Source organism: Burkholderia sp. EMB26, from assembly GCF_024730645.1.
GTDB lineage: Bacteria > Pseudomonadota > Gammaproteobacteria > Burkholderiales > Burkholderiaceae > Burkholderia > Burkholderia cenocepacia.
In genome coordinates, this window is the sequence record NZ_CP078070.1 from 1,911,363 (window position 1) to 1,927,756 (window position 16,394).

Consider the following 16,394-nt stretch of genomic DNA (forward strand, 5'->3'; position numbering starts at 1 on the left):
CGTGCCGGGTCGCTGGCGTGAGCACCCCTGCATCCTGTCGGCCCCGCTTCGAGCAATCGTGAACTGCACCCCAAAAGTTGGACTAGATCCAACCTTTGGGGTGTTTTTCATGACGAAGTACGACGAACGTTTTCGGCGTCGAGTGGTTCAGGCGTACCTGGCTGGAGAGGCCGGCACCAAGACACTTGCTCACCGTTACGGAGTGGGCAGGACGATGGTGCGACGTTGGGTGGCGAGCTATCGCGAGCATGGTGAACAGGGGCTGCGCAAGAAGCACAGCCACTACGACGCGCGATTCAAGTTGTCAGTCCTTCAGCGGATGCGGCGCGATGAGCTGTCGTATGCGCAGGTGGCAGCGCTATTCGGCATCCGCAATGAACGAAGCATCCCGATCTGGGAGCGTCTGTATCATGAGGGCGGTATAGATGCGTTGGCGCCTCGTCGCCGAGGGCGCCCCCCGAAAATGACCACCTCACCACCACCGAAATCCCTCGACGATACCGTGCAGAAAGAGCCGAGCCGCGAGGAACTGCTCAAGGAAATCGTGTATTTGCGCGCGGAGGTGGCATACCTAAAAAAGCTCGATGCGCTGCTGCAATCCAAGAAGCAGGCAGCGCCCAGGAAAAAGCGCAAATAGTGCGTGAGCTCAGGCAGTGTCATCCGGTAGCTGCGCTCCTGAAGGCGGCAGGCCTGGCGCGCAGCACGTTCTATTACCAGCTCAAGGCATTGGCTGCCGGCGATCGGTATGCGGATCTCAAAGCGAAGATCCAGACTGTATACGACCACCACAAGGGCCGTTACGGCTATCGGCGAATCACGGCGGCGATCCGGCAGACCGGAGATGCGATCAACCACAAGACCGTGCAACGGTTGATGGGACAGCTGCAGTTGAAATCTCTGGTGCGCCCGAAGAGATATCGTTCCTGGCGAGGCGAAGTCGGCCGCGTTGCCCCGAATCTACTGCGGCGTCAGTTTGATGCTGAACGCCCGAATCAGAAGTGGGTGACCGACGTGACCGAATTCAATGTAGAGGGCCAAAAGCTCTATCTATCGCCGGTGATGGACTTGTACAACGGGGAGATCGTCGCTTACCAAATGGATGAGCGCCCGAGCTTCGAGTTGGTCAGCTGCATGTTGAAGAAGGCGTTGGCCAAGCTCGATGATGAAGGACGGCCGTTACTGCATTCGGATCAAGGCTGGCAGTATCAGATGCCCGCCTACCGTCGGCTGTTGAAGCAGCATGCGCTCACCCAGAGCATGTCGCGCAGAGGCAACTGCCTTGATAACGCAGCCATGGAGAGCTTCTTCGGCACGCTGAAATCCGAGTGCTATCGGCTGACGCGCTTTGCGAGCGTGGAGCAGTTGCGAGATGCGTTGAGCCGTTACATCCACTACTACAACCACGAACGCATCAAGCTGAAATTAAATGGGCTGAGTCCCGTGCAATACAGGACTCAGCCCTTGGCCGCTTAGCTTTTAACCGTCCAACTTCGTGGGGTCAGTTCATCGAGCGGGGCCGTTCCGTTTGTACGTGTCACACGACGTGCCGCGGCTCGCCGTCGACGAACGCGGCGACGTTGTCGACCAGCTGATCGGCCAGCGCCTGCATCGCCTCGTCGCTCGCCCACGCGACGTGCGGCGTCAGGATGAACGCCGGATGCGACAGGATCGCGTGAAACGGATGCGCGGCCTGCAGCGGCTCCTGCGTGACGACGTCGAACCCCGCGCCCGCGATCTGCCCCGACTGCAATGCATCGACGAGCGCGCTTTCGTCCACGAGCCCGCCGCGCGCGGTATTGATCAGCAGCGGCCGGCGCGCCATCCGCGCGAATGCGTGCGCGTCGATCAGGTGCCGCGTCGCGGGCGTGAGCGGGCAGTGCAGCGTGATCACGTCGCTGTCGCGCAGCAGCGTGTCGAGCGGTACGTGACCGTCACCCGCTGCGTCGCCGTGCGCCGCGAACAGCACCCGCATGTCGAGCGCACGCGCGATGGCGGCCACCGCTCGCCCGAGTACGCCGTCGCCGACGATCCCGAGCGTCGACCCGGCCAGGTCGCGAATCGGATGATCGAAGAAGCAGAACTGTCCGCTGTCGAGCCAGCGCCCGGCGCGCACCGCGTCGCGGTAAGCGACGAGGCTGCGGCGCAGCGCGAAGATCAGCGCGAACGTGTGCTCGGGCACCGTGCGCACCGCATAGCCGCGAATATGGCTCACGACGATCCCGCGCGACGCACACGTATCGAGATCGACGATGTCGGTGCCGGTCGCCGCGATCGCGATCATCCGCAACTGCCGCGCGCCGGCGAGGGCCGTCGCGTCGAGCCGTACCTTGTTGGTCACGACGATGTCCGCGTCGCGGATGCGCGCCGCGACTTCGTGCGCGGCCGTCCGGTCGAACGTCTGCCGTGCGTGCGGAAACGGAAACGGCTTCAGCACCGTCTGCGGCGACAGCGTCGCGCGGTCGAGGAACACGATCTTCGCGGGAGAGGAAACGGAAAACATGGCGGGTCTCGCTGGCAGGCGCCGGTGGCGCGGAACGGCACCGATTGTGCCGGCGGCGCGCGCGCCGTCGTTTGACCGTTGCGCGAGCGCGCTTTCCCGCCAGGAAAGGCTGACGCCTCGCACATGGCCGCCGCCGTGCTCGCGCCAACGCGCACCTTTCCGTTTCGGAAAGGCGGGTTGACCATCGATCGATTTTCGCCGGGCGCGAACGCGGTCATGATCGCCGTCATCGACAACACGATTTCATCGGAGACAGTCATGACACGCCCCCTGGACGGCATCCGCGTGCTGGAGCTTGGCCAACTGATCGCCGGGCCGTTCGCGGGCCGGATGCTCGCCGAATTCGGCGCGGACGTCATCAAGGTCGAGCCGCCCGGCGTCGGCGATCCGCTGCGCAAATGGCGGCTGCTGCACGACGGCACGTCGGTCTGGTGGGCCGCGCAGTCGCGCAACAAAACCTCGCTCACGCTCGACCTGCGCACGCCCGAAGGGCAGGACGTCGTGCGCCGCCTCGTCGCCGACACCGACGTGCTGATCGAAAACTTCCGGCCCGGCACGCTCGAAGGCTGGGGGCTCGGCTGGGACGCGCTGTCCGCGATCAACCCGGGGCTCGTGATGCTGCGCGTGTCGGGCTTCGGGCAGACGGGCCCGTATCGCGACCGCCCCGGCTTCGGCGTGATCGCCGAGGCGATGGGCGGGCTGCGCCACCTGACCGGCGAACCGGGCCGCACGCCGGTGCGCGTCGGCATCTCGCTCGGCGATTCGCTGTCGGCACTGCACGGCGTGATCGGCGTGCTGCTCGCGTTGCGCCATCGCGAGCAGCAGGGCGGCAAGGGGCAGGTCGTCGACGTCGCGCTGTACGAATCGGTGTTCAACCTGATGGAAAGCCTGCTGCCCGAATATGCGGCGTTCGGCGCGGTGCGCGAGCCGGCCGGCAGCAGCCTGCCGGGCATCGCGCCGACCAACGCGTACCGTTGCCGCGATGGCAAGTACGCGCTGATCGCCGGCAACGGCGACAGCATCTTCCGGCGCCTGATGGAGCTGATCGGCCGCCCCGATCTCGGCCACGATCCGGCGCTCGCGCACAACGACGGACGCGTCGCGCAGGTGGCGCGCATCGATGCGGCGATCGGCGAGTGGAGCGCCCGCCACGACCTCGACGACGTGCTCGCCGCGCTGAGCGACGCGCGCATTCCGTCCGGACGCATCTACGACGTGGCCGACATCGCGGCCGATCCGCACTACCGTGCGCGCGACATGATCGTCGACGCCGCGCTGCCCGACGGCACGCCGGTGCTGGTGCCGGGCATCGTGCCGAAACTCGACGCGACGCCCGGACGCATCGAGCGGCCGGCGCCCGCGCTCGGCGCGGATACCGACGCGGTACTCGAATCGCTCGGCATCGACGCGGCGACGCGCGACGACTGGCGCACGCGCGGCGTGATCTGAAACGGCCACCGGAACGAAGACATGAACCTGCATCCGCACCGACTCCATCTCCACGAAGTCGCGACCCGCGACGGTTTCCAGAACGAAGCGGCATTCGTCGACACCGACGACAAGATCGCGCTCGTCGACGCGCTGAGCGCATGCGGCTACGCGAAGATCGAGGTCACGTCGTTCACGTCGCAGAAGGCGATTCCCGCGCTGCGCGACGCGGAAGCCGTGATGCATGGCATCGCGCGCGCACCGGGCGTCGTCTATACGGTGCTCGTGCCGAACGTGCGCGGCGCCGAGCGCGCGCTGTCGTGCGGTGTCGACGAGGTGAACCTCGTGATGTCGATGAGCGAGAGCCACAACCGCGCGAACCTGCGGATGACGCGCGAGCAGTCGTTCGCGCAATTGCGCGACGTGATCGACGCCGTGCGCGGCACGGGTGTCGCGATCAACGTGTCGCTGTCGACCGCGATGGGCTGCCCGATGGAAGGCGACGTGCCGGCCGAAACGGTGCTCGCGTGGATGCAGCGCTTCGCGGAGCTCGGCGTGCACGGCTTCACGCTGTGCGACACGACCGGCATGGCGTTCCCGTCGCAGGTGCGCGATTTGTCCCGCCGCGCACGCGAGCGCTTCCGCGCGCTGCAGCTCACGCTGCACTTCCACAACACGCGCGGGATGGCGCTCGCGAACACGCTGGCGGCGCTCGACGCCGGCATCGACCGCTTCGACGCGTCGCTCGGCGGGCTCGGCGGCTGCCCGTACGCGCCGGGTGCGACCGGCAACGCGTGCACCGAGGAACTGGTGCACATGCTCGAGCTCGACGGCTACGATACGGGCATCGACCTCGCGGCCGTGCTCGCCGCGTCGGCACGGCTGCCCGCGCTGATCGGGCACGACGTGCCGAGCCAGATCCTGAAGGCCGGCCGCCGCTCGGACCTTCATCCGCCGCCGTGCGCCGACGCCGGCGACATGCCCGCGCAACGCGCTTTCTCGTGAATCGTGAACCACCACAGGAACAGGAGCGAATTCCATGGCGCTGATTGACCACCTCGATCATCTCGTGCTGACCTGCGTCGATCCGGAACGGACCCGGCATTTCTACACCGAGGTGCTGCAGATGCAGCTCGAAACCTTCGGCGCGGGCCGGCTCGCGTTCCGGTTCGGCAACCAGAAGATCAACCTGCACGTGCGCGGCGCGGAGTTCGAGCCGAAAGCGCATGTGCCGGTGCCCGGCGCGCTCGATCTGTGCTTCATCGCGTCGGTGCCGCTCGACGACGTGATCGCGCACCTGCGGCGCGTCGACTGGCCGATCGTCGAAGGGCCCGTCGAACGCACGGGCGCGACGCAGAAGATCCGTTCGATCTACGTGCGCGATCCCGACCTGAACCTGATCGAAATCTCCGAGCCGATCTGACCCGTCGGATGCGGTTGCGCGCACGCCGCCATATTCGTTCGCCGAAAGCGGACAGGCACGCGCCGCGCCCGCCGATTCCGGATAGCCGCGCGCGGCCGCGCTGCGGATAATGGTGCAACGGCGTCGGCTAGGCCGCCGCCTTCGCCGCGCGCTCGGGACGACCGTGCCGCGCGCTTCCGCAACCCGATCCAGGCGCTTCCCGAATGACGATCCTCTATCGCGGTATGGACCGCGCGGCGCTCGACGCCGCGTACCTGAACACGAAGGCCGTTCCCGATTTCCCCGCATTGCTCGCGTCATGCCAGGCGCGCAGTGCGGCGCTGTACGCAGCGACGCCCGGCCGCCGCGACCTGCGTTACGGCGCGCAACCCGCGCAGCGTTTCGACTGGCTGCCGTGCGGGCAGCCCGACGCGCCGCTGTTCGTGTTCATCCACGGCGGCTACTGGCAGCACTGCACGAAAGAGGATTTCGCGTATGCGGCGAGCGGGCCGCTCGCGCGCGGCTACGACGTCGTGCTCGCCGAATACACGCTCGCGCCGGTCGCGACGATGACCGATATCGTCGGCGAGATCGGCGCGCTGCTCGACCATCTCGCGGCCGACCGCGACGGCCTCGGCATCGCGGGGCGACCGATCCATCTGAGCGGCCATTCGGCGGGCGGCCATCTGACGGCGATGCATCGCGCGCACCCGGCCGTGGCGTCGGCGCTTGCGATCAGCCCGCTCGTCGATCTCGAACCGATCGCACTGTGCTGCCTGAACGACAAGCTGCAACTCACCGCGCACGAAGTCGACGCATACAGTCCGCTGCATCACATCGGGCCCGGCGCCCCGACCGTCGTGGCGGTCGGCGAGGCCGAACTGCCCGAACTCGTCCGGCAGGCAGACGAATACGCGACGGCGTGCGAAGCCGCCGGCGAGCGGATCGCCCGCACGTGGCTGCCCGGCATGCAGCACTTCGCGGTGCTCGACGATCTCGCGACACCCGACGGCGCGATGCTCGCCGCATTGCACGCCATCGCGCCGCGTTAGCCGCGCCGTATCGCACGCGCACGGCCGGGCGTATGATCGGCGTCAGGCCGGCGCGATGACGGCGTCCCGCGCACGGCCTTCCAGGATTCCACGACATGGTGAACCCGCTTCATTTCGATCTGCAGTCGCTGCGCGTGTTCGCGCTCGTCGCCGAGCACGGCAGCCTGACGAAGGCGGCCGAACACGGCCAGCTCACGCTGTCCGCGGTCAGCAAGCGCATCGCCGAACTCGAAAGCGTGACCGGCAGCGCGCTGTTCGTCCGGCATGCGCGCGGCGTCGAGCTGACGCCCGCGGGCAGGGCACTGCTCGATCATGCGGCGAAGGTGATCGAGCAGGTCAACCGGATGGCGCACGAGATGAGCGACTACGTCGCCGGCGTGCGCGGCCATATCCACGTCTGGACCAACACGTCCGCGATCGTCCAGTTCCTGCCCGCCGATCTCGCCGCGTTCCTCACCGACAACCCCGGCATCAAGGTCAGCCTCGAGGAGCGGCTGAGCCACGAGATCGTCGACGCGCTCGCGTCGGGCAAGGCCGATCTCGGCGTATTCGCGGACAACGTGCCGGCGCCCGGCATCGAACGGCGGCTCTACCGGCGCGACGAGCTCGTGCTGCTCGTGCCGCGCACGCACCGGTTTGCCGCGCGCGACGGCATCCGCTTCGCGGATACGCTCGACGAGGACTACGTGGGCTTGAGCGACGGCAGCTCGCTGCTCGCGCGCATGACCGACGCCGCGTTCGCGGCCGAGCGCTCGCTGAAGTTGCGGATCCAGGTATCGAATTTCGACGGCGTGAGCCGGATGATCGAGGCGGGGCTCGGCATCGGCGTGTTGCCGCGCGATGCGGTGACCGGCGAACGCGCGGCGCGGCTCGGTGTCGTGAAGCTCGACGACGCGTGGGCGACGCGCACGCTGTGGGTCGGCGTGAAAGCCGGCACCGTGCTGACGACCGACGTCGCGAAGCTGTTCGATTTCATGTCGGCGCGGTGAATGCATGAAACGGCGACGCACGGGGGCACGCCTTCGAGCGCCCCCGTGCCGGTCGCCGCGTCAAACCGGATTGATGTCGTCCTGGCTGCGCCGCGTGGTCAGCGGTCCGAGCACGCGCAGCGTGACGGCGACGATGCCGAGCGCGACCGAGATCACGCCGAACATCGCGCCCGCGCCGTAGTGGCCGAGCACCGGCAGCAGCACGAACGGCAGCGCGCCGCTGACGATGCGCGACAGCGCATAGGTACTGCCGATCGCCGTCGAGCGCACGCGCGCCGGGAAGATCTCGGCCTGGTACACGTGATACGCGTTGCTGAACACGTTCGACGCGCACGTCGTCAGGAATCCGAAGCCGACGATCAGCACGGTATTGCCCGAATACGCGAAGCACAGCCCGAACACCGCGATCGACAGGATCGACACGATCACGAGCGTGCGGCGCTCGATCCAGTTGAGCAGCGGAATCGACAGCAGCGAACCGATCGGGTAACCGATGAACGACAGCGCGATGAACAGCGTGCTGTCCGTCACGTCGAAACCGCGGCTTTTCACGACCGTGCCGGCCAGCGTACCGAATCCGTAATAGCCGAAGCCCTGGAGCAGGTGAAAGATCGCCAGCATCACGTAGCGCGCGCCGTACGGTTGGCGGCGCAGCAGCGCGATGCGCTCGCCGAGCCCGAGCGGCCGCTGCGGCTCGACCGGTGCCGCGAAGTGTTCGGGCACGCGCACGCCGGCGCTATCCGCGAAACGCCGCAGCGCCGCGTGCGCGTCGGCCGTGCGGCCTTGCGCGAGCAGCCAGCGCGGGCTTTCCGGCAGCCGGTGCTGGACGCACAGCACGTACACGGCGCCGAGGCTGCCGATCGCGAGGATGATGCGCCAGCCGGCGACGCCGGCCACCTGCAGCGGGTTCAGCCACAGCGCGAGAAAGCCGACGAGCGGCACCGCGACATACGAAGTCGTGTAGGCCCACGCCGCGAGCCGCCCGCGCTTGTCCTTCGGCAGGATTTCGGACAGGAAGCTGTCGGCGACCGGATAGATCGCGCCGACGCCGATGCCCGTCAGGAACCGGCATGCCACGAGCATGTCGGCGTTCACCGAAAACGCACCGACCAGCGAGAACGCGCTGTACCACCCGAGCGTGAGCAGGAACGCCTTGCGCCGGCCGATACGGTCGGCCAGGCTGCCGAGGCACATCGCGCCGACGAACATGCCGATGAACGCGGACGCCAGCAATAGCTTGAAATCGGCGCTTTGCCGGCTCAGCCCGTATTCATGCTGCAACGCGGAGCCGATCGTACTGACGAGAAAGATCTCGTACATGTCGAAGAACAGCCCGATGCCGATCACCCAGACGACGAACCGGTGCAGCGCACCGACCGGCAGATCGTCCATGAAATCGCCGAGCGTGACGCGGCGGCCGGGAAGGGCCGCTGCATCGGCGCCGGCGCCTGCTGAAGCGGCCGGCGGCCGCGCGGATTCAGGTCCGCCGGCATGGCCGCCGAGGTCGAGGGATTGGCTGTTCATCGTGTCTCCTGATTATCGATATGCCGGAGCGCGGGGCCCGGCCGTTCGCGACCGGCGTCACGCGCCGGCCGCGCGACGCGACGGCAGGCATCGCCGGACTCGTGCAAGCGCCGGTCATGCCGGCTGCGCCGATCGTCCGACACATGGTGGGCAAATCGGCGGCACGTGATAATTGCGGATGTTTCAAGCGTCCTTTCCTGAGCAGAAAGGGTCGGGCGCCCGCGGCAGCCCGTATTCACCCGGCAGGCCGTTGCAGCCTGCGTAGCGGGCGGGGGCGTATCGAAAACGATGGGCCCCCCGCGCCATCCTGCGGGCCGGGAAAACCATGACGTCGGTTGCGTGGCCGCCGGCGCAACCGCCGCCGACGGCCACGCAACCGACGCAGCAAGCGAACGGCACGATGCCGGCGATCGCTTCGGCACCCGATGTGGCGAAAAACATACACATAGGATTCCGGATCATTCATGCGTCAATCACGCGTACGGCGCGTCGCAGCAGGCGCTCAACGCGTTCGAAAGGCCGTAACGAACTCGTCCGGTCGTGCTTGACACCGCCGGAATCGTTTCGTAGCATCCGCCTGCTTCATCCCTGAACCCTCATCGAATCGGTGATCCAAGTGCCCGCAATCATTCGTCCCTTCGCCTGATACGCCGACGACTGCCATCCCGGCCGCGTCGTCCTGCCCGGTTCCGCTCGCGCCATCGCGCCGGAACGGTGATCGCAGGGCCGCTGCCGGACTCGCACTGACACCGCAACGCACTCCTGTCCGTTCGTTCACGTCGTCGGCTTTTTCCCTGTTTCCGGAGAAAGACCATGACGCTGGATTTTCGCGCCTACGCGCAATCGCTCGACCTTGCACGCTACCCGCGCACGCCGCACCTTGAAGGTTCGCGCCTGCAGGACGGCGACGAAGGTCACGACCACGTTCCCTATCGCACCCTCGCGGGCGCGCACCTCGTCGTCGAGGAAAAGCTCGACGGTGCGAACACGGGCATCAGCTTCAGTCCGGCAGGCGAACTGCTGTTGCAGTCGCGCGGCCACTATCTGGCCGGCGGCGGCCGCGAGCGGCAGTTCGGCTTCGTGAAGACGTGGGCGGCGGCCCATGCCGGCTGGCTGCTCGAGCGCCTCGGCGATCGCTACGTGATGTACGGCGAGACGATGAGCAAGAAGCACGCGGTGTTCTACGACGCGTTGCCGCATCATTTTTTCGAATTCGACGTGTTCGACCGTGCGACCGGCCGCTTCCTGTCGACGCCTGCGCGGCGCGCGCTGCTCGCCGACGGCCCCGTACTGTCGGTGCCCGTGCTGTACGAGGGCGTGGCGCCGGCGCGGCTCGCGGACCTCAAGGCGCTGCTCGGCCCGTCGCTCGCAAAAACGCCGGACTGGCGTCGCGCGTTCGAGCACACCGTGCGACGGCAGGGGCTCGACCTCGCGCGCGCGTGGCAGCAGTGCGACAAGTCGGAGCAGTCCGAAGGGCTCTACGTGAAGATCGAGACCGACGACACGACGACCGCGCGCCTGAAGTGGGTGCGCCACGATTTCGTGCAGGCGATTCTCGATTCCGCGCGCCATCACTCGGAGCAGCCGTTCATCCCGAACCTGCTCGCGCCGGGTGTCGACCTGTATGCACCGCGTCCGACGGTGACGTGGGGGCCGAGCCCGGCAGCGCATCCGAACCAATGAATGCGAAGCGGCCGCCTGCCGCTTCGACAGGAGTCTCGATCATGAAGTACGAACATCTGCAGGCGCTCGTGCCTGCGCCCGGCCAGCAGCCGGACTATCGCGCATGCCTCGCGGCGTTCCCCGCGCTGGAACACGCGAAAACCACCCCGCAGGAGCCCGCGCATCACGGCGAAGGCGACGTGTGGACGCATACGATGATGGTGATCGATGCATTGCTCGCGCTGCCCGGTTATCGGACGGCGTCGCGCGCCGATCAGGAAATCGTGTTCCTGGCCGCGCTGCTGCACGACATCGCCAAGTCGAGCACGACGGCCGTCGATCCCGTCACCGGTGCGATCGGTCATCCCGGCCACTCGCGCAAAGGGGCGATCGACGCGCGTATCGCGCTGTGGGATGCCGGCGTGCCGTTCGCGGTGCGCGAGGCCATCTGCCGGATGATCGCCGTGCACCAGGTGCCGTTCTTCGCGATGAGCGGCTCGCGCCGCGGCACGCCCGAGTTCATCGCGCGCGAGCTGTCGTGGCAGGTCAGCCTGCCGCTGTTGTGCCTGCTCGCCGAAGCCGACATTCGCGGGCGCATCTGCAACGACACGCAGCGTGTGCTCGACAATATCGAGCTGTGGCGCGAACTGGCGCGGGAGGACGGCTGTTACGGCCAGCCGCGTGCATTCGCCGACGCGCATACCGCACTCAGCTACTTCCGCGGCGCGGACGTGCATCCCGACTATCCGCTGTTTCGCACGCCGGGCTCGCCGGTCGTCGTGATGGCGGGCCTGCCGGCATCGGGCAAGAACACGTGGGTCGCGCGGCATCATCCGGATCTGCCGGTCGTGTCGTTCGACGATGCGCGCGATGCGTTGGGGCTGCGTCACGGTCGCAACGAGGGCGCGGTCGCGCACCATGCGGTCGATGCCGCGAAGGCGATGTTGCGCGACCGGCGGCCGTTCGTGTGGAATGCGACGAACCTGTCGCCGCTGATGCGCAAGAAGACGCTCGACCTGCTGTATGCGTACGGCGCCGACGTGACGCTCGTGTACCTCGAACGGCCGCGCGCGGAACTGTTGCGCCGCAATGCGCGGCGCGACACGTCGCTGACGAACCGGGCGCTCGAGGCGATGCTGCTGCGCTGGGATCTGCCGCTGCCGACCGAAGCGCATGCGGTACGCTACGAAGTCTGACGGGCGATGTCGTCGTGCACGCCGGTACGCCGCCTGTCACCGCGGCGTACCGGCGGCGCACCTCATTTCAGTTCCGGATTCTGCTGCGTCGCGCACGCGCGCAGCGCGGCCACGCGCTCGCTGTCGCCGAGCTTCTCGAACAGATCGGCCATCTCCATCTGCGCGACCGGATCGCCTTCACGCGCCGCGCGCCAGCGCAACGACGCGATCATCCCTCTCACGCGTTCGCCGGGCGTTTCGCCGTCGTAGCCCGACATCGCCTGCATCACGTCCGCGAGCTTGTTGTATCCGGCCGGTACATGATGCGCGAGCAGCCACGCGACCGCCGGCTGCGCGCCTTCCCAATCCTCGTCCTCTAGCGAACTGTTGACGAGTCGCGCCGCCGCGCGCCACGCGCCGAGCGACGCGGCTTTCGCGTACGCTTTGTCGGCATCGCGACCGCGCGACGACGGCGCCGCGTCGAACGCCGCCTGCGCAGCGGCCGACGGCGGCGGCACCGCGAGCTTCGTGCAGCGGAACGCGCCGTCATCGGGCGCGTTGCCGGGCAGACGGGCCCAGCGCAGCTGGTCCTTCAGCGCGCGATCGAGCGTCGGCCGCACGTCGCTTTCCTTCATCGACGCGAATACCCAGGAAGTGCGCACCTGGCGGGCGGCGTCCCAGTCGTCGTCGGCCACGGCGTGTTGCGCGAATGCCAGGCAAGCGGCCGCGCAGCCGATCCGGAGCAGTTGTCGTGCAGGGGATGTCATCGTGGATTCCCCTCAGCTCGCGATGACGATGAAGGCCGTCAACGCAATCGGGAACAGTGCGAGGCCAAGCAGGCCCAGCGCGCCGTCCGCCGCCATCGTGATCGGCGACAGGGCGAGCTTGGCGCCCTTGCCGAGTACCGATGGCCGCTCGATGACCTTGACGTCATACTCGTGATTGAACGCCTGCGGGAGCGACGACGGCGTGACGTCGTTCGGCTGGTAGCGCTTGCCGCTGATCGTACCGCTCTCCGTCAGCTGGTGGCGCTGGTCCTTGAAACCGTCCGCGAGCGCACGCTCGCGAAGCTCGGAGCCGGGAGGCGCATCCTCGCGCGCAAGCCGCAGCACGTAACGCCCGGAGATCGTATCGCCGTGCGTCTCGAAATCGTCGAAGTCGGTATACAACTTGGGACGGTAGGGTGCCGTGAGGTTGATGGCGAGGGCCGGCGGCACATCGAAAATGTAGTGATACTGCTTGCCGATCACGACGAGCTTTTTCCCGTCCGCGCTGATCAGGAACGCCGAGAGCGTTTCCCGGTATTCAGGGTCCTTCATCAGGCGATGGGTGACGGGCCCCAGGTCGGCGCTGGAACAGCCGGCCAGCATGCCGGACGCCGCCACGGCGGGCAGCGCGAGAAATGTTCTTCTTTTCATGGATGGTGTAATGGTGTTGTTCGTTATTCGGCCAAACCGCATGAATGTCGGGTGAAGCGTTCGACGAACGCTGCACGGTGACGGCCTTGGACGCGGTTTCGCCGTCCGCTATTCTAGGGATGAAACCGGCAATGCGATACGTGCGGCCGGCATATCGGCTGCCACCAGGAGACCAGCACCATGCATCAACCGACCGACCGCCGGGCAACCCTGTTGCGCACGCTCGGCATCCGCGCGCCGATCGTGCAGGCGCCGATGGCCGGCGTCAGCACGCCGGCGCTGGCCGCCGCCGTCTCGAACGCGGGCGGGCTCGGCTCGCTCGGCGTCGGCGCAACCGATTCCGACGGCGCACGCAAGATGATCCGCGACACGCGCGCGCTCACCGACCGGCCGTTCAACATCAACGTGTTCTGCCACCGTCCGGCGCAAGCCGACGCGGCCGTCGAGCGCGCGTGGCTCGACTGGCTCGCCCCCGCGTTCCGCGCGTATGGCGCGACGCCGCCTGCATCGCTGTCGGAGATCTACACGAGCTTCGTCGCGGACCACGCGATGCAGGCGATGCTCGTCGAGGAAAAGCCGGCGGTCGTCAGCTTCCATTTCGGGTTGCCGTCCGCTGACGTGATCGCCGCGCTCAAGCGCGCGGGCATCACGCTGTTCGCCACGGCGACGAATCTCGACGAAGCCCGCCAAGTTGCCGCCGCCGGCATCGACGCGATCGTCGCGCAGGGCATCGAGGCCGGCGGGCATCGCGGCGTGTTCGACTCGACCGCGCACGACGATCGCCTCGGCACATTCGCGCTGACGCGCCTGATCGTGCGCGAATGCGCGCTGCCGGTGATCGCCGCCGGCGGCATCATGGACGGCGCGGGCATTGCCGCCGCGCTCGCGCTCGGCGCGCAGGCCGCGCAGCTCGGCACCGCGTTCGTCGCGTGCCCGGAGACGTCGATCGACGACGGCTACCGCCGCGCGATCCTCGGCGAGGCGGCGCACCGCACCACGTTCACGCACGCGATCTCGGGCCGCGTCGCGCGCGGCATCGCGAACCGGCTGACCGCGCTCGGCGACGACCCGCGCGCCCCGGCCACGCCTGCGTATCCGATCGCCTACGATGCGGGCAAGGCGCTGCATGCGGCCGCGAAAGCGCAGGGCGAATTCGGTTACGGCGCGCAATGGGCGGGGCAGGCGGCGCCGCTGGTCCGCGCGCTGCCGGCGGCCGAGCTGTTCGCGGCGCTCGAACGCGAAACGCGGGCGGCAATCGAGCGGATGCAGCACGTGCTGGACTGATCGCCTGCCGCGGATGTGCAATGTTCTGTATCCGCGCCGCGCGTGGATACAGTGCGATACAACGCCCGCGCGCGGCTTCGCTATAAAGCAGGCATGACCTCTTTCGGAGCCCGTCATGTCTGCCACCTGGTTCAAAGGGTCCTGCCATTGCGGGGCCGTCAAGTTCGAAGTCACGGCGGCCATTGCGCCGGCCGTCCGCTGCAACTGCAGCCTGTGCCGCCGGCGCGGCGCGCTGATGAGCCCGATGTTCGCCGCCGCCAACCTGACGATCGTCGAAGGCGAGGGCGCGCTGACCTGCTATCAGTTCAACACGCACACGGCCCGTCACTATTTCTGCAGCCGGTGCGGCGTCTATCCGTTCCACCAGACCCGCAAGGACCCGGCATGCTGGCGCGTCAATCTCGGCTGCCTCGACGGCGTCGATCCCTATGCGCTCGACGCGACGATCGCCGATGGGGCGAGCCTCTCGGTCGTGGAGGACGCATGAAACGCTGGCTGATGATCCTGCTGTTTGCCGCGGGCGGGCTCGCGACCGAAATCGCGCATCCGGTGCAGTGCACGTTACTGTCGGTCAGCCGTCAGCCAACCGGCAAGCGCCGCGAGCCGGGCTGAGCGAGCGCGGCGCGCGTCAGCCGATCGAGACCGATTATCATGCCTCCGATAAAATCGCATGCGATATATAATGCGTTGTCTGCGACCGTTCGCGTCGCTGGAGGACGTCCATGAAACCGACCGAAACCCCGTCGCCCGCCGCGCCGAAGCTGTCCGAGTTCCTGTGCTTTGCGATCTACTCGGCGAACCTTGCGTTCGGCAAGGCGTACAAGCCGATCCTCGACGAGCTCGGCCTCACGTATACGCAGTACATCACGATCATTGCGCTGTGGGAGCAGGACAACCAGACCGTCGGCCAGCTCGGCGAGAAGCTGTTCCTCGAATCCAACACGCTGACGCCGATCCTGAAGAAGCTCGAGGCAATGGGCTACCTGGAGCGGCACCGTGATCCGTCCGACGAACGCCAGGTGCTCGTCAGCCTGACGAAAAGCGGCCGCCGCGTGCGCGAGAAGGGGCTCGACATGAACCTCGTCGAAGCCACCGGGCTGAAGCCGGACGAATTCGCGAAAGTGCAGAAGGCGATCGTCACGTTGCGCGGCAACCTGATCCGGTCGACCGAAGCATAAGAACACTCAGGCCCGGCCAACGGCCGGCGCGGGAATCGCGCCGGCCGCGTTGTCACGTGTGCGCGTCGCCCAGCACCAGCAGGTGCATCTCGCGACGGACGACGAAACCGAGCGCGAGATAGCGCTCGATCGCCACCTGGTTCGTCGTGAGGACGTGCAGGAACGGCGTCTCCGCACGCGCGCCGATCGTCGCGATCAACGACCGGATCAACCGCGCGGCCAGCCCTTGCCGCCGAAACGCGGCGTCCACGCAGACGGCGCTGATCTCGGTATACCCTTCGACCTGCATCCGCTGGCCGGCCATCGCGGCCAGCCGGCCTTCGCTGCGCACGCCGATGTAGTGGCCAAGCTCGAACGTGCGCGGGCCGAACGGGCCCGGCTGCGCGGCGGCGGCTAGCGCGAGCATGTCCGGCACGTCGGCTGCGCCGAGCGGAACGGGTTCCGCTTCGTGCGCCGCGTCCAAGGTTCCTTGCCAGGTCATTTGAAGCAACGTCGCGCGCCGGATCGCCGACAGGCTCGCCGGCGCCTCGATCTCGTCCGGCGTGACGAGCGCCGCCGGCCCGTGTGCGGCGATCAGCTCGCACAGCGCGTCGAACGACGCCGGGCTCGTGTCGTCGATCGCGGCAAACGGCGCGATGGCCGTCGGGAACCGCCGCGCGCGCCCCTCGCCAAGCGCAAAGCGGCGCTGCCTGCCCGTGAGCGCATGCCAGACGACCCGGTCGAGCACGTGCGCATCGGCTGTCGCGTTTCCGGTCATGGCGTCCGGCATCGGCGGCTCCTTG

Annotated in this window: 17 protein-coding genes; 12 read left to right on the forward strand and 5 right to left on the reverse strand. The window is 67.7% G+C overall.

Annotated features, from left to right (window positions below):
* Positions 1 to 109: 109 nt before the first annotated feature.
* Positions 110 to 1,473 (forward strand): IS3-like element ISBcen10 family transposase gene (locus KU887_RS08965; RefSeq protein ID WP_154641507.1). Its coding sequence is split into 2 segments (ribosomal slippage): positions 110 to 572 and positions 572 to 1,473, totalling 1,365 coding nucleotides; the frame shifts between segments, so codons are not numbered across the junction.
* Between the two features lie 61 nt (positions 1,474 to 1,534).
* Here the strand turns inward: KU887_RS08965 and KU887_RS08970 are convergent.
* The gene (locus KU887_RS08970; RefSeq protein ID WP_258250014.1) at positions 1,535 to 2,500 is read right to left on the reverse strand and encodes a D-2-hydroxyacid dehydrogenase; all 966 of its coding nucleotides are present in this window, start codon (positions 2,498 to 2,500) and stop codon (positions 1,535 to 1,537) included.
* Positions 2,501 to 2,758: 258 nt separating this feature from the next.
* Between KU887_RS08970 and KU887_RS08975 the strand changes: the two genes are divergently transcribed.
* The 5 genes from KU887_RS08975 to KU887_RS08995 all read left to right on the forward strand — a co-directional run bounded on the left by KU887_RS08975 (position 2,759) and on the right by KU887_RS08995 (position 7,371).
* Entirely contained in the window at positions 2,759 to 3,949 is a 1,191-nt protein-coding gene (locus tag KU887_RS08975; protein ID WP_258250015.1) for a CaiB/BaiF CoA-transferase family protein, read from the forward strand.
* Positions 3,950 to 3,970: 21 nt separating this feature from the next.
* Positions 3,971 to 4,933, forward strand: coding sequence for a hydroxymethylglutaryl-CoA lyase (locus tag KU887_RS08980; protein WP_258250016.1), 963 nt, complete (start codon positions 3,971 to 3,973; stop codon positions 4,931 to 4,933).
* Between the two features lie 34 nt (positions 4,934 to 4,967).
* Positions 4,968 to 5,351 (forward strand): VOC family protein, encoded by a 384-nt coding sequence (locus tag KU887_RS08985; RefSeq protein ID WP_006497257.1) that lies wholly within the window; start codon positions 4,968 to 4,970, stop codon positions 5,349 to 5,351.
* Between the two features lie 203 nt (positions 5,352 to 5,554).
* Complete coding sequence (locus KU887_RS08990; protein ID WP_006497256.1) at positions 5,555 to 6,382, forward strand: alpha/beta hydrolase; 828 nt, start codon at positions 5,555 to 5,557, stop codon at positions 6,380 to 6,382.
* A gap of 95 nt (positions 6,383 to 6,477) precedes the next feature.
* Entirely contained in the window at positions 6,478 to 7,371 is an 894-nt protein-coding gene (locus tag KU887_RS08995; RefSeq protein ID WP_006483569.1) for a LysR family transcriptional regulator, read from the forward strand.
* Positions 7,372 to 7,431: 60 nt separating this feature from the next.
* Here the strand turns inward: KU887_RS08995 and KU887_RS09000 are convergent, their stop codons facing one another.
* Complete coding sequence (locus tag KU887_RS09000) at positions 7,432 to 8,895, reverse strand: MFS transporter (RefSeq protein WP_077190402.1); 1,464 nt, start codon at positions 8,893 to 8,895, stop codon at positions 7,432 to 7,434.
* 813 nt (positions 8,896 to 9,708) lie between these two features.
* Between KU887_RS09000 and KU887_RS09005 the strand changes: the two genes are divergently transcribed.
* Both KU887_RS09005 and KU887_RS09010 read left to right on the forward strand, forming a co-directional pair.
* Complete coding sequence (locus KU887_RS09005; RefSeq protein ID WP_034201763.1) at positions 9,709 to 10,578, forward strand: RNA ligase family protein; 870 nt, start codon at positions 9,709 to 9,711, stop codon at positions 10,576 to 10,578.
* Between the two features lie 41 nt (positions 10,579 to 10,619).
* A complete protein-coding gene (locus tag KU887_RS09010; RefSeq protein WP_062910629.1) occupies positions 10,620 to 11,753 on the forward strand; it encodes an AAA family ATPase in 1,134 nt (377 codons plus the stop codon).
* 62 nt (positions 11,754 to 11,815) lie between these two features.
* Here KU887_RS09010 and KU887_RS09015 read toward each other — a convergent pair whose 3' ends face one another.
* Positions 11,816 to 12,499, reverse strand: a complete 684-nt coding sequence (locus KU887_RS09015) for a hypothetical protein (protein ID WP_062910628.1) — start codon at positions 12,497 to 12,499, stop codon at positions 11,816 to 11,818.
* Between the two features lie 12 nt (positions 12,500 to 12,511).
* Positions 12,512 to 13,150 (reverse strand): hypothetical protein, encoded by a 639-nt coding sequence (locus tag KU887_RS09020; RefSeq protein ID WP_034201760.1) that lies wholly within the window; start codon positions 13,148 to 13,150, stop codon positions 12,512 to 12,514.
* 180 nt (positions 13,151 to 13,330) lie between these two features.
* Here KU887_RS09020 and KU887_RS09025 point away from each other — a divergent pair, with 180 nt between their 5' ends.
* From KU887_RS09025 to KU887_RS09040, 4 genes are all read left to right on the forward strand, one after another.
* Positions 13,331 to 14,434, forward strand: coding sequence for a nitronate monooxygenase family protein (locus tag KU887_RS09025; RefSeq protein ID WP_058901477.1), 1,104 nt, complete (start codon positions 13,331 to 13,333; stop codon positions 14,432 to 14,434).
* Between the two features lie 115 nt (positions 14,435 to 14,549).
* Positions 14,550 to 14,921 carry a GFA family protein gene (locus tag KU887_RS09030; protein ID WP_006482256.1) on the forward strand — a complete coding sequence of 124 codons (372 nt, stop codon included), beginning with the start codon at positions 14,550 to 14,552 and terminating at the stop codon, positions 14,919 to 14,921.
* Positions 14,918 to 15,046 carry a hypothetical protein gene (locus KU887_RS09035; protein ID WP_006493914.1) on the forward strand — a complete coding sequence of 43 codons (129 nt, stop codon included), beginning with the start codon at positions 14,918 to 14,920 and terminating at the stop codon, positions 15,044 to 15,046. The genes KU887_RS09030 and KU887_RS09035 overlap by 4 nt, the downstream gene beginning before the upstream one ends.
* Positions 15,047 to 15,156: 110 nt before the next feature.
* On the forward strand, positions 15,157 to 15,612 hold the full coding sequence (locus KU887_RS09040; protein WP_006482257.1) for a MarR family winged helix-turn-helix transcriptional regulator: 456 nt from the start codon (positions 15,157 to 15,159) through the stop codon (positions 15,610 to 15,612).
* A gap of 52 nt (positions 15,613 to 15,664) precedes the next feature.
* On the opposite strand, the gene KU887_RS09045 is transcribed toward KU887_RS09040, so the two are convergent.
* The gene (locus tag KU887_RS09045; RefSeq protein ID WP_258250017.1) at positions 15,665 to 16,381 is read right to left on the reverse strand and encodes a GNAT family N-acetyltransferase; all 717 of its coding nucleotides are present in this window, start codon (positions 16,379 to 16,381) and stop codon (positions 15,665 to 15,667) included.
* Positions 16,382 to 16,394: the final 13 nt, after the last annotated feature.

Excerpts from the sequence above, each read along its gene's own strand:
- KU887_RS09015 (WP_062910628.1), bottom strand. The coding sequence starts at position 12,499 with ATGACATCCCCTGCACGACAACTGCTCCGGATCGGCTGCGCGGCCGCT.
- KU887_RS09040 (WP_006482257.1), top strand. The coding sequence starts at position 15,157 with ATGAAACCGACCGAAACCCCGTCGCCCGCCGCGCCGAAGCTGTCCGAG.
- KU887_RS08970 (WP_258250014.1), bottom strand. The coding sequence starts at position 2,500 with ATGTTTTCCGTTTCCTCTCCCGCGAAGATCGTGTTCCTCGACCGCGCG.
- KU887_RS09005 (WP_034201763.1), top strand. The coding sequence starts at position 9,709 with ATGACGCTGGATTTTCGCGCCTACGCGCAATCGCTCGACCTTGCACGC.
- KU887_RS08980 (WP_258250016.1), top strand. The coding sequence starts at position 3,971 with ATGAACCTGCATCCGCACCGACTCCATCTCCACGAAGTCGCGACCCGC.
- KU887_RS09030 (WP_006482256.1), top strand. The coding sequence starts at position 14,550 with ATGTCTGCCACCTGGTTCAAAGGGTCCTGCCATTGCGGGGCCGTCAAG.
- KU887_RS09020 (WP_034201760.1), bottom strand. The coding sequence starts at position 13,150 with ATGAAAAGAAGAACATTTCTCGCGCTGCCCGCCGTGGCGGCGTCCGGC.
- KU887_RS08975 (WP_258250015.1), top strand. The coding sequence starts at position 2,759 with ATGACACGCCCCCTGGACGGCATCCGCGTGCTGGAGCTTGGCCAACTG.
- KU887_RS09000 (WP_077190402.1), bottom strand. The coding sequence starts at position 8,895 with ATGAACAGCCAATCCCTCGACCTCGGCGGCCATGCCGGCGGACCTGAA.
- KU887_RS08990 (WP_006497256.1), top strand. The coding sequence starts at position 5,555 with ATGACGATCCTCTATCGCGGTATGGACCGCGCGGCGCTCGACGCCGCG.
- KU887_RS09035 (WP_006493914.1), top strand. The coding sequence starts at position 14,918 with ATGAAACGCTGGCTGATGATCCTGCTGTTTGCCGCGGGCGGGCTCGCG.
- KU887_RS09025 (WP_058901477.1), top strand. The coding sequence starts at position 13,331 with ATGCATCAACCGACCGACCGCCGGGCAACCCTGTTGCGCACGCTCGGC.
- KU887_RS08995 (WP_006483569.1), top strand. The coding sequence starts at position 6,478 with ATGGTGAACCCGCTTCATTTCGATCTGCAGTCGCTGCGCGTGTTCGCG.
- KU887_RS08985 (WP_006497257.1), top strand. The coding sequence starts at position 4,968 with ATGGCGCTGATTGACCACCTCGATCATCTCGTGCTGACCTGCGTCGAT.
- KU887_RS09045 (WP_258250017.1), bottom strand. The coding sequence starts at position 16,381 with ATGCCGGACGCCATGACCGGAAACGCGACAGCCGATGCGCACGTGCTC.
- KU887_RS09010 (WP_062910629.1), top strand. The coding sequence starts at position 10,620 with ATGAAGTACGAACATCTGCAGGCGCTCGTGCCTGCGCCCGGCCAGCAG.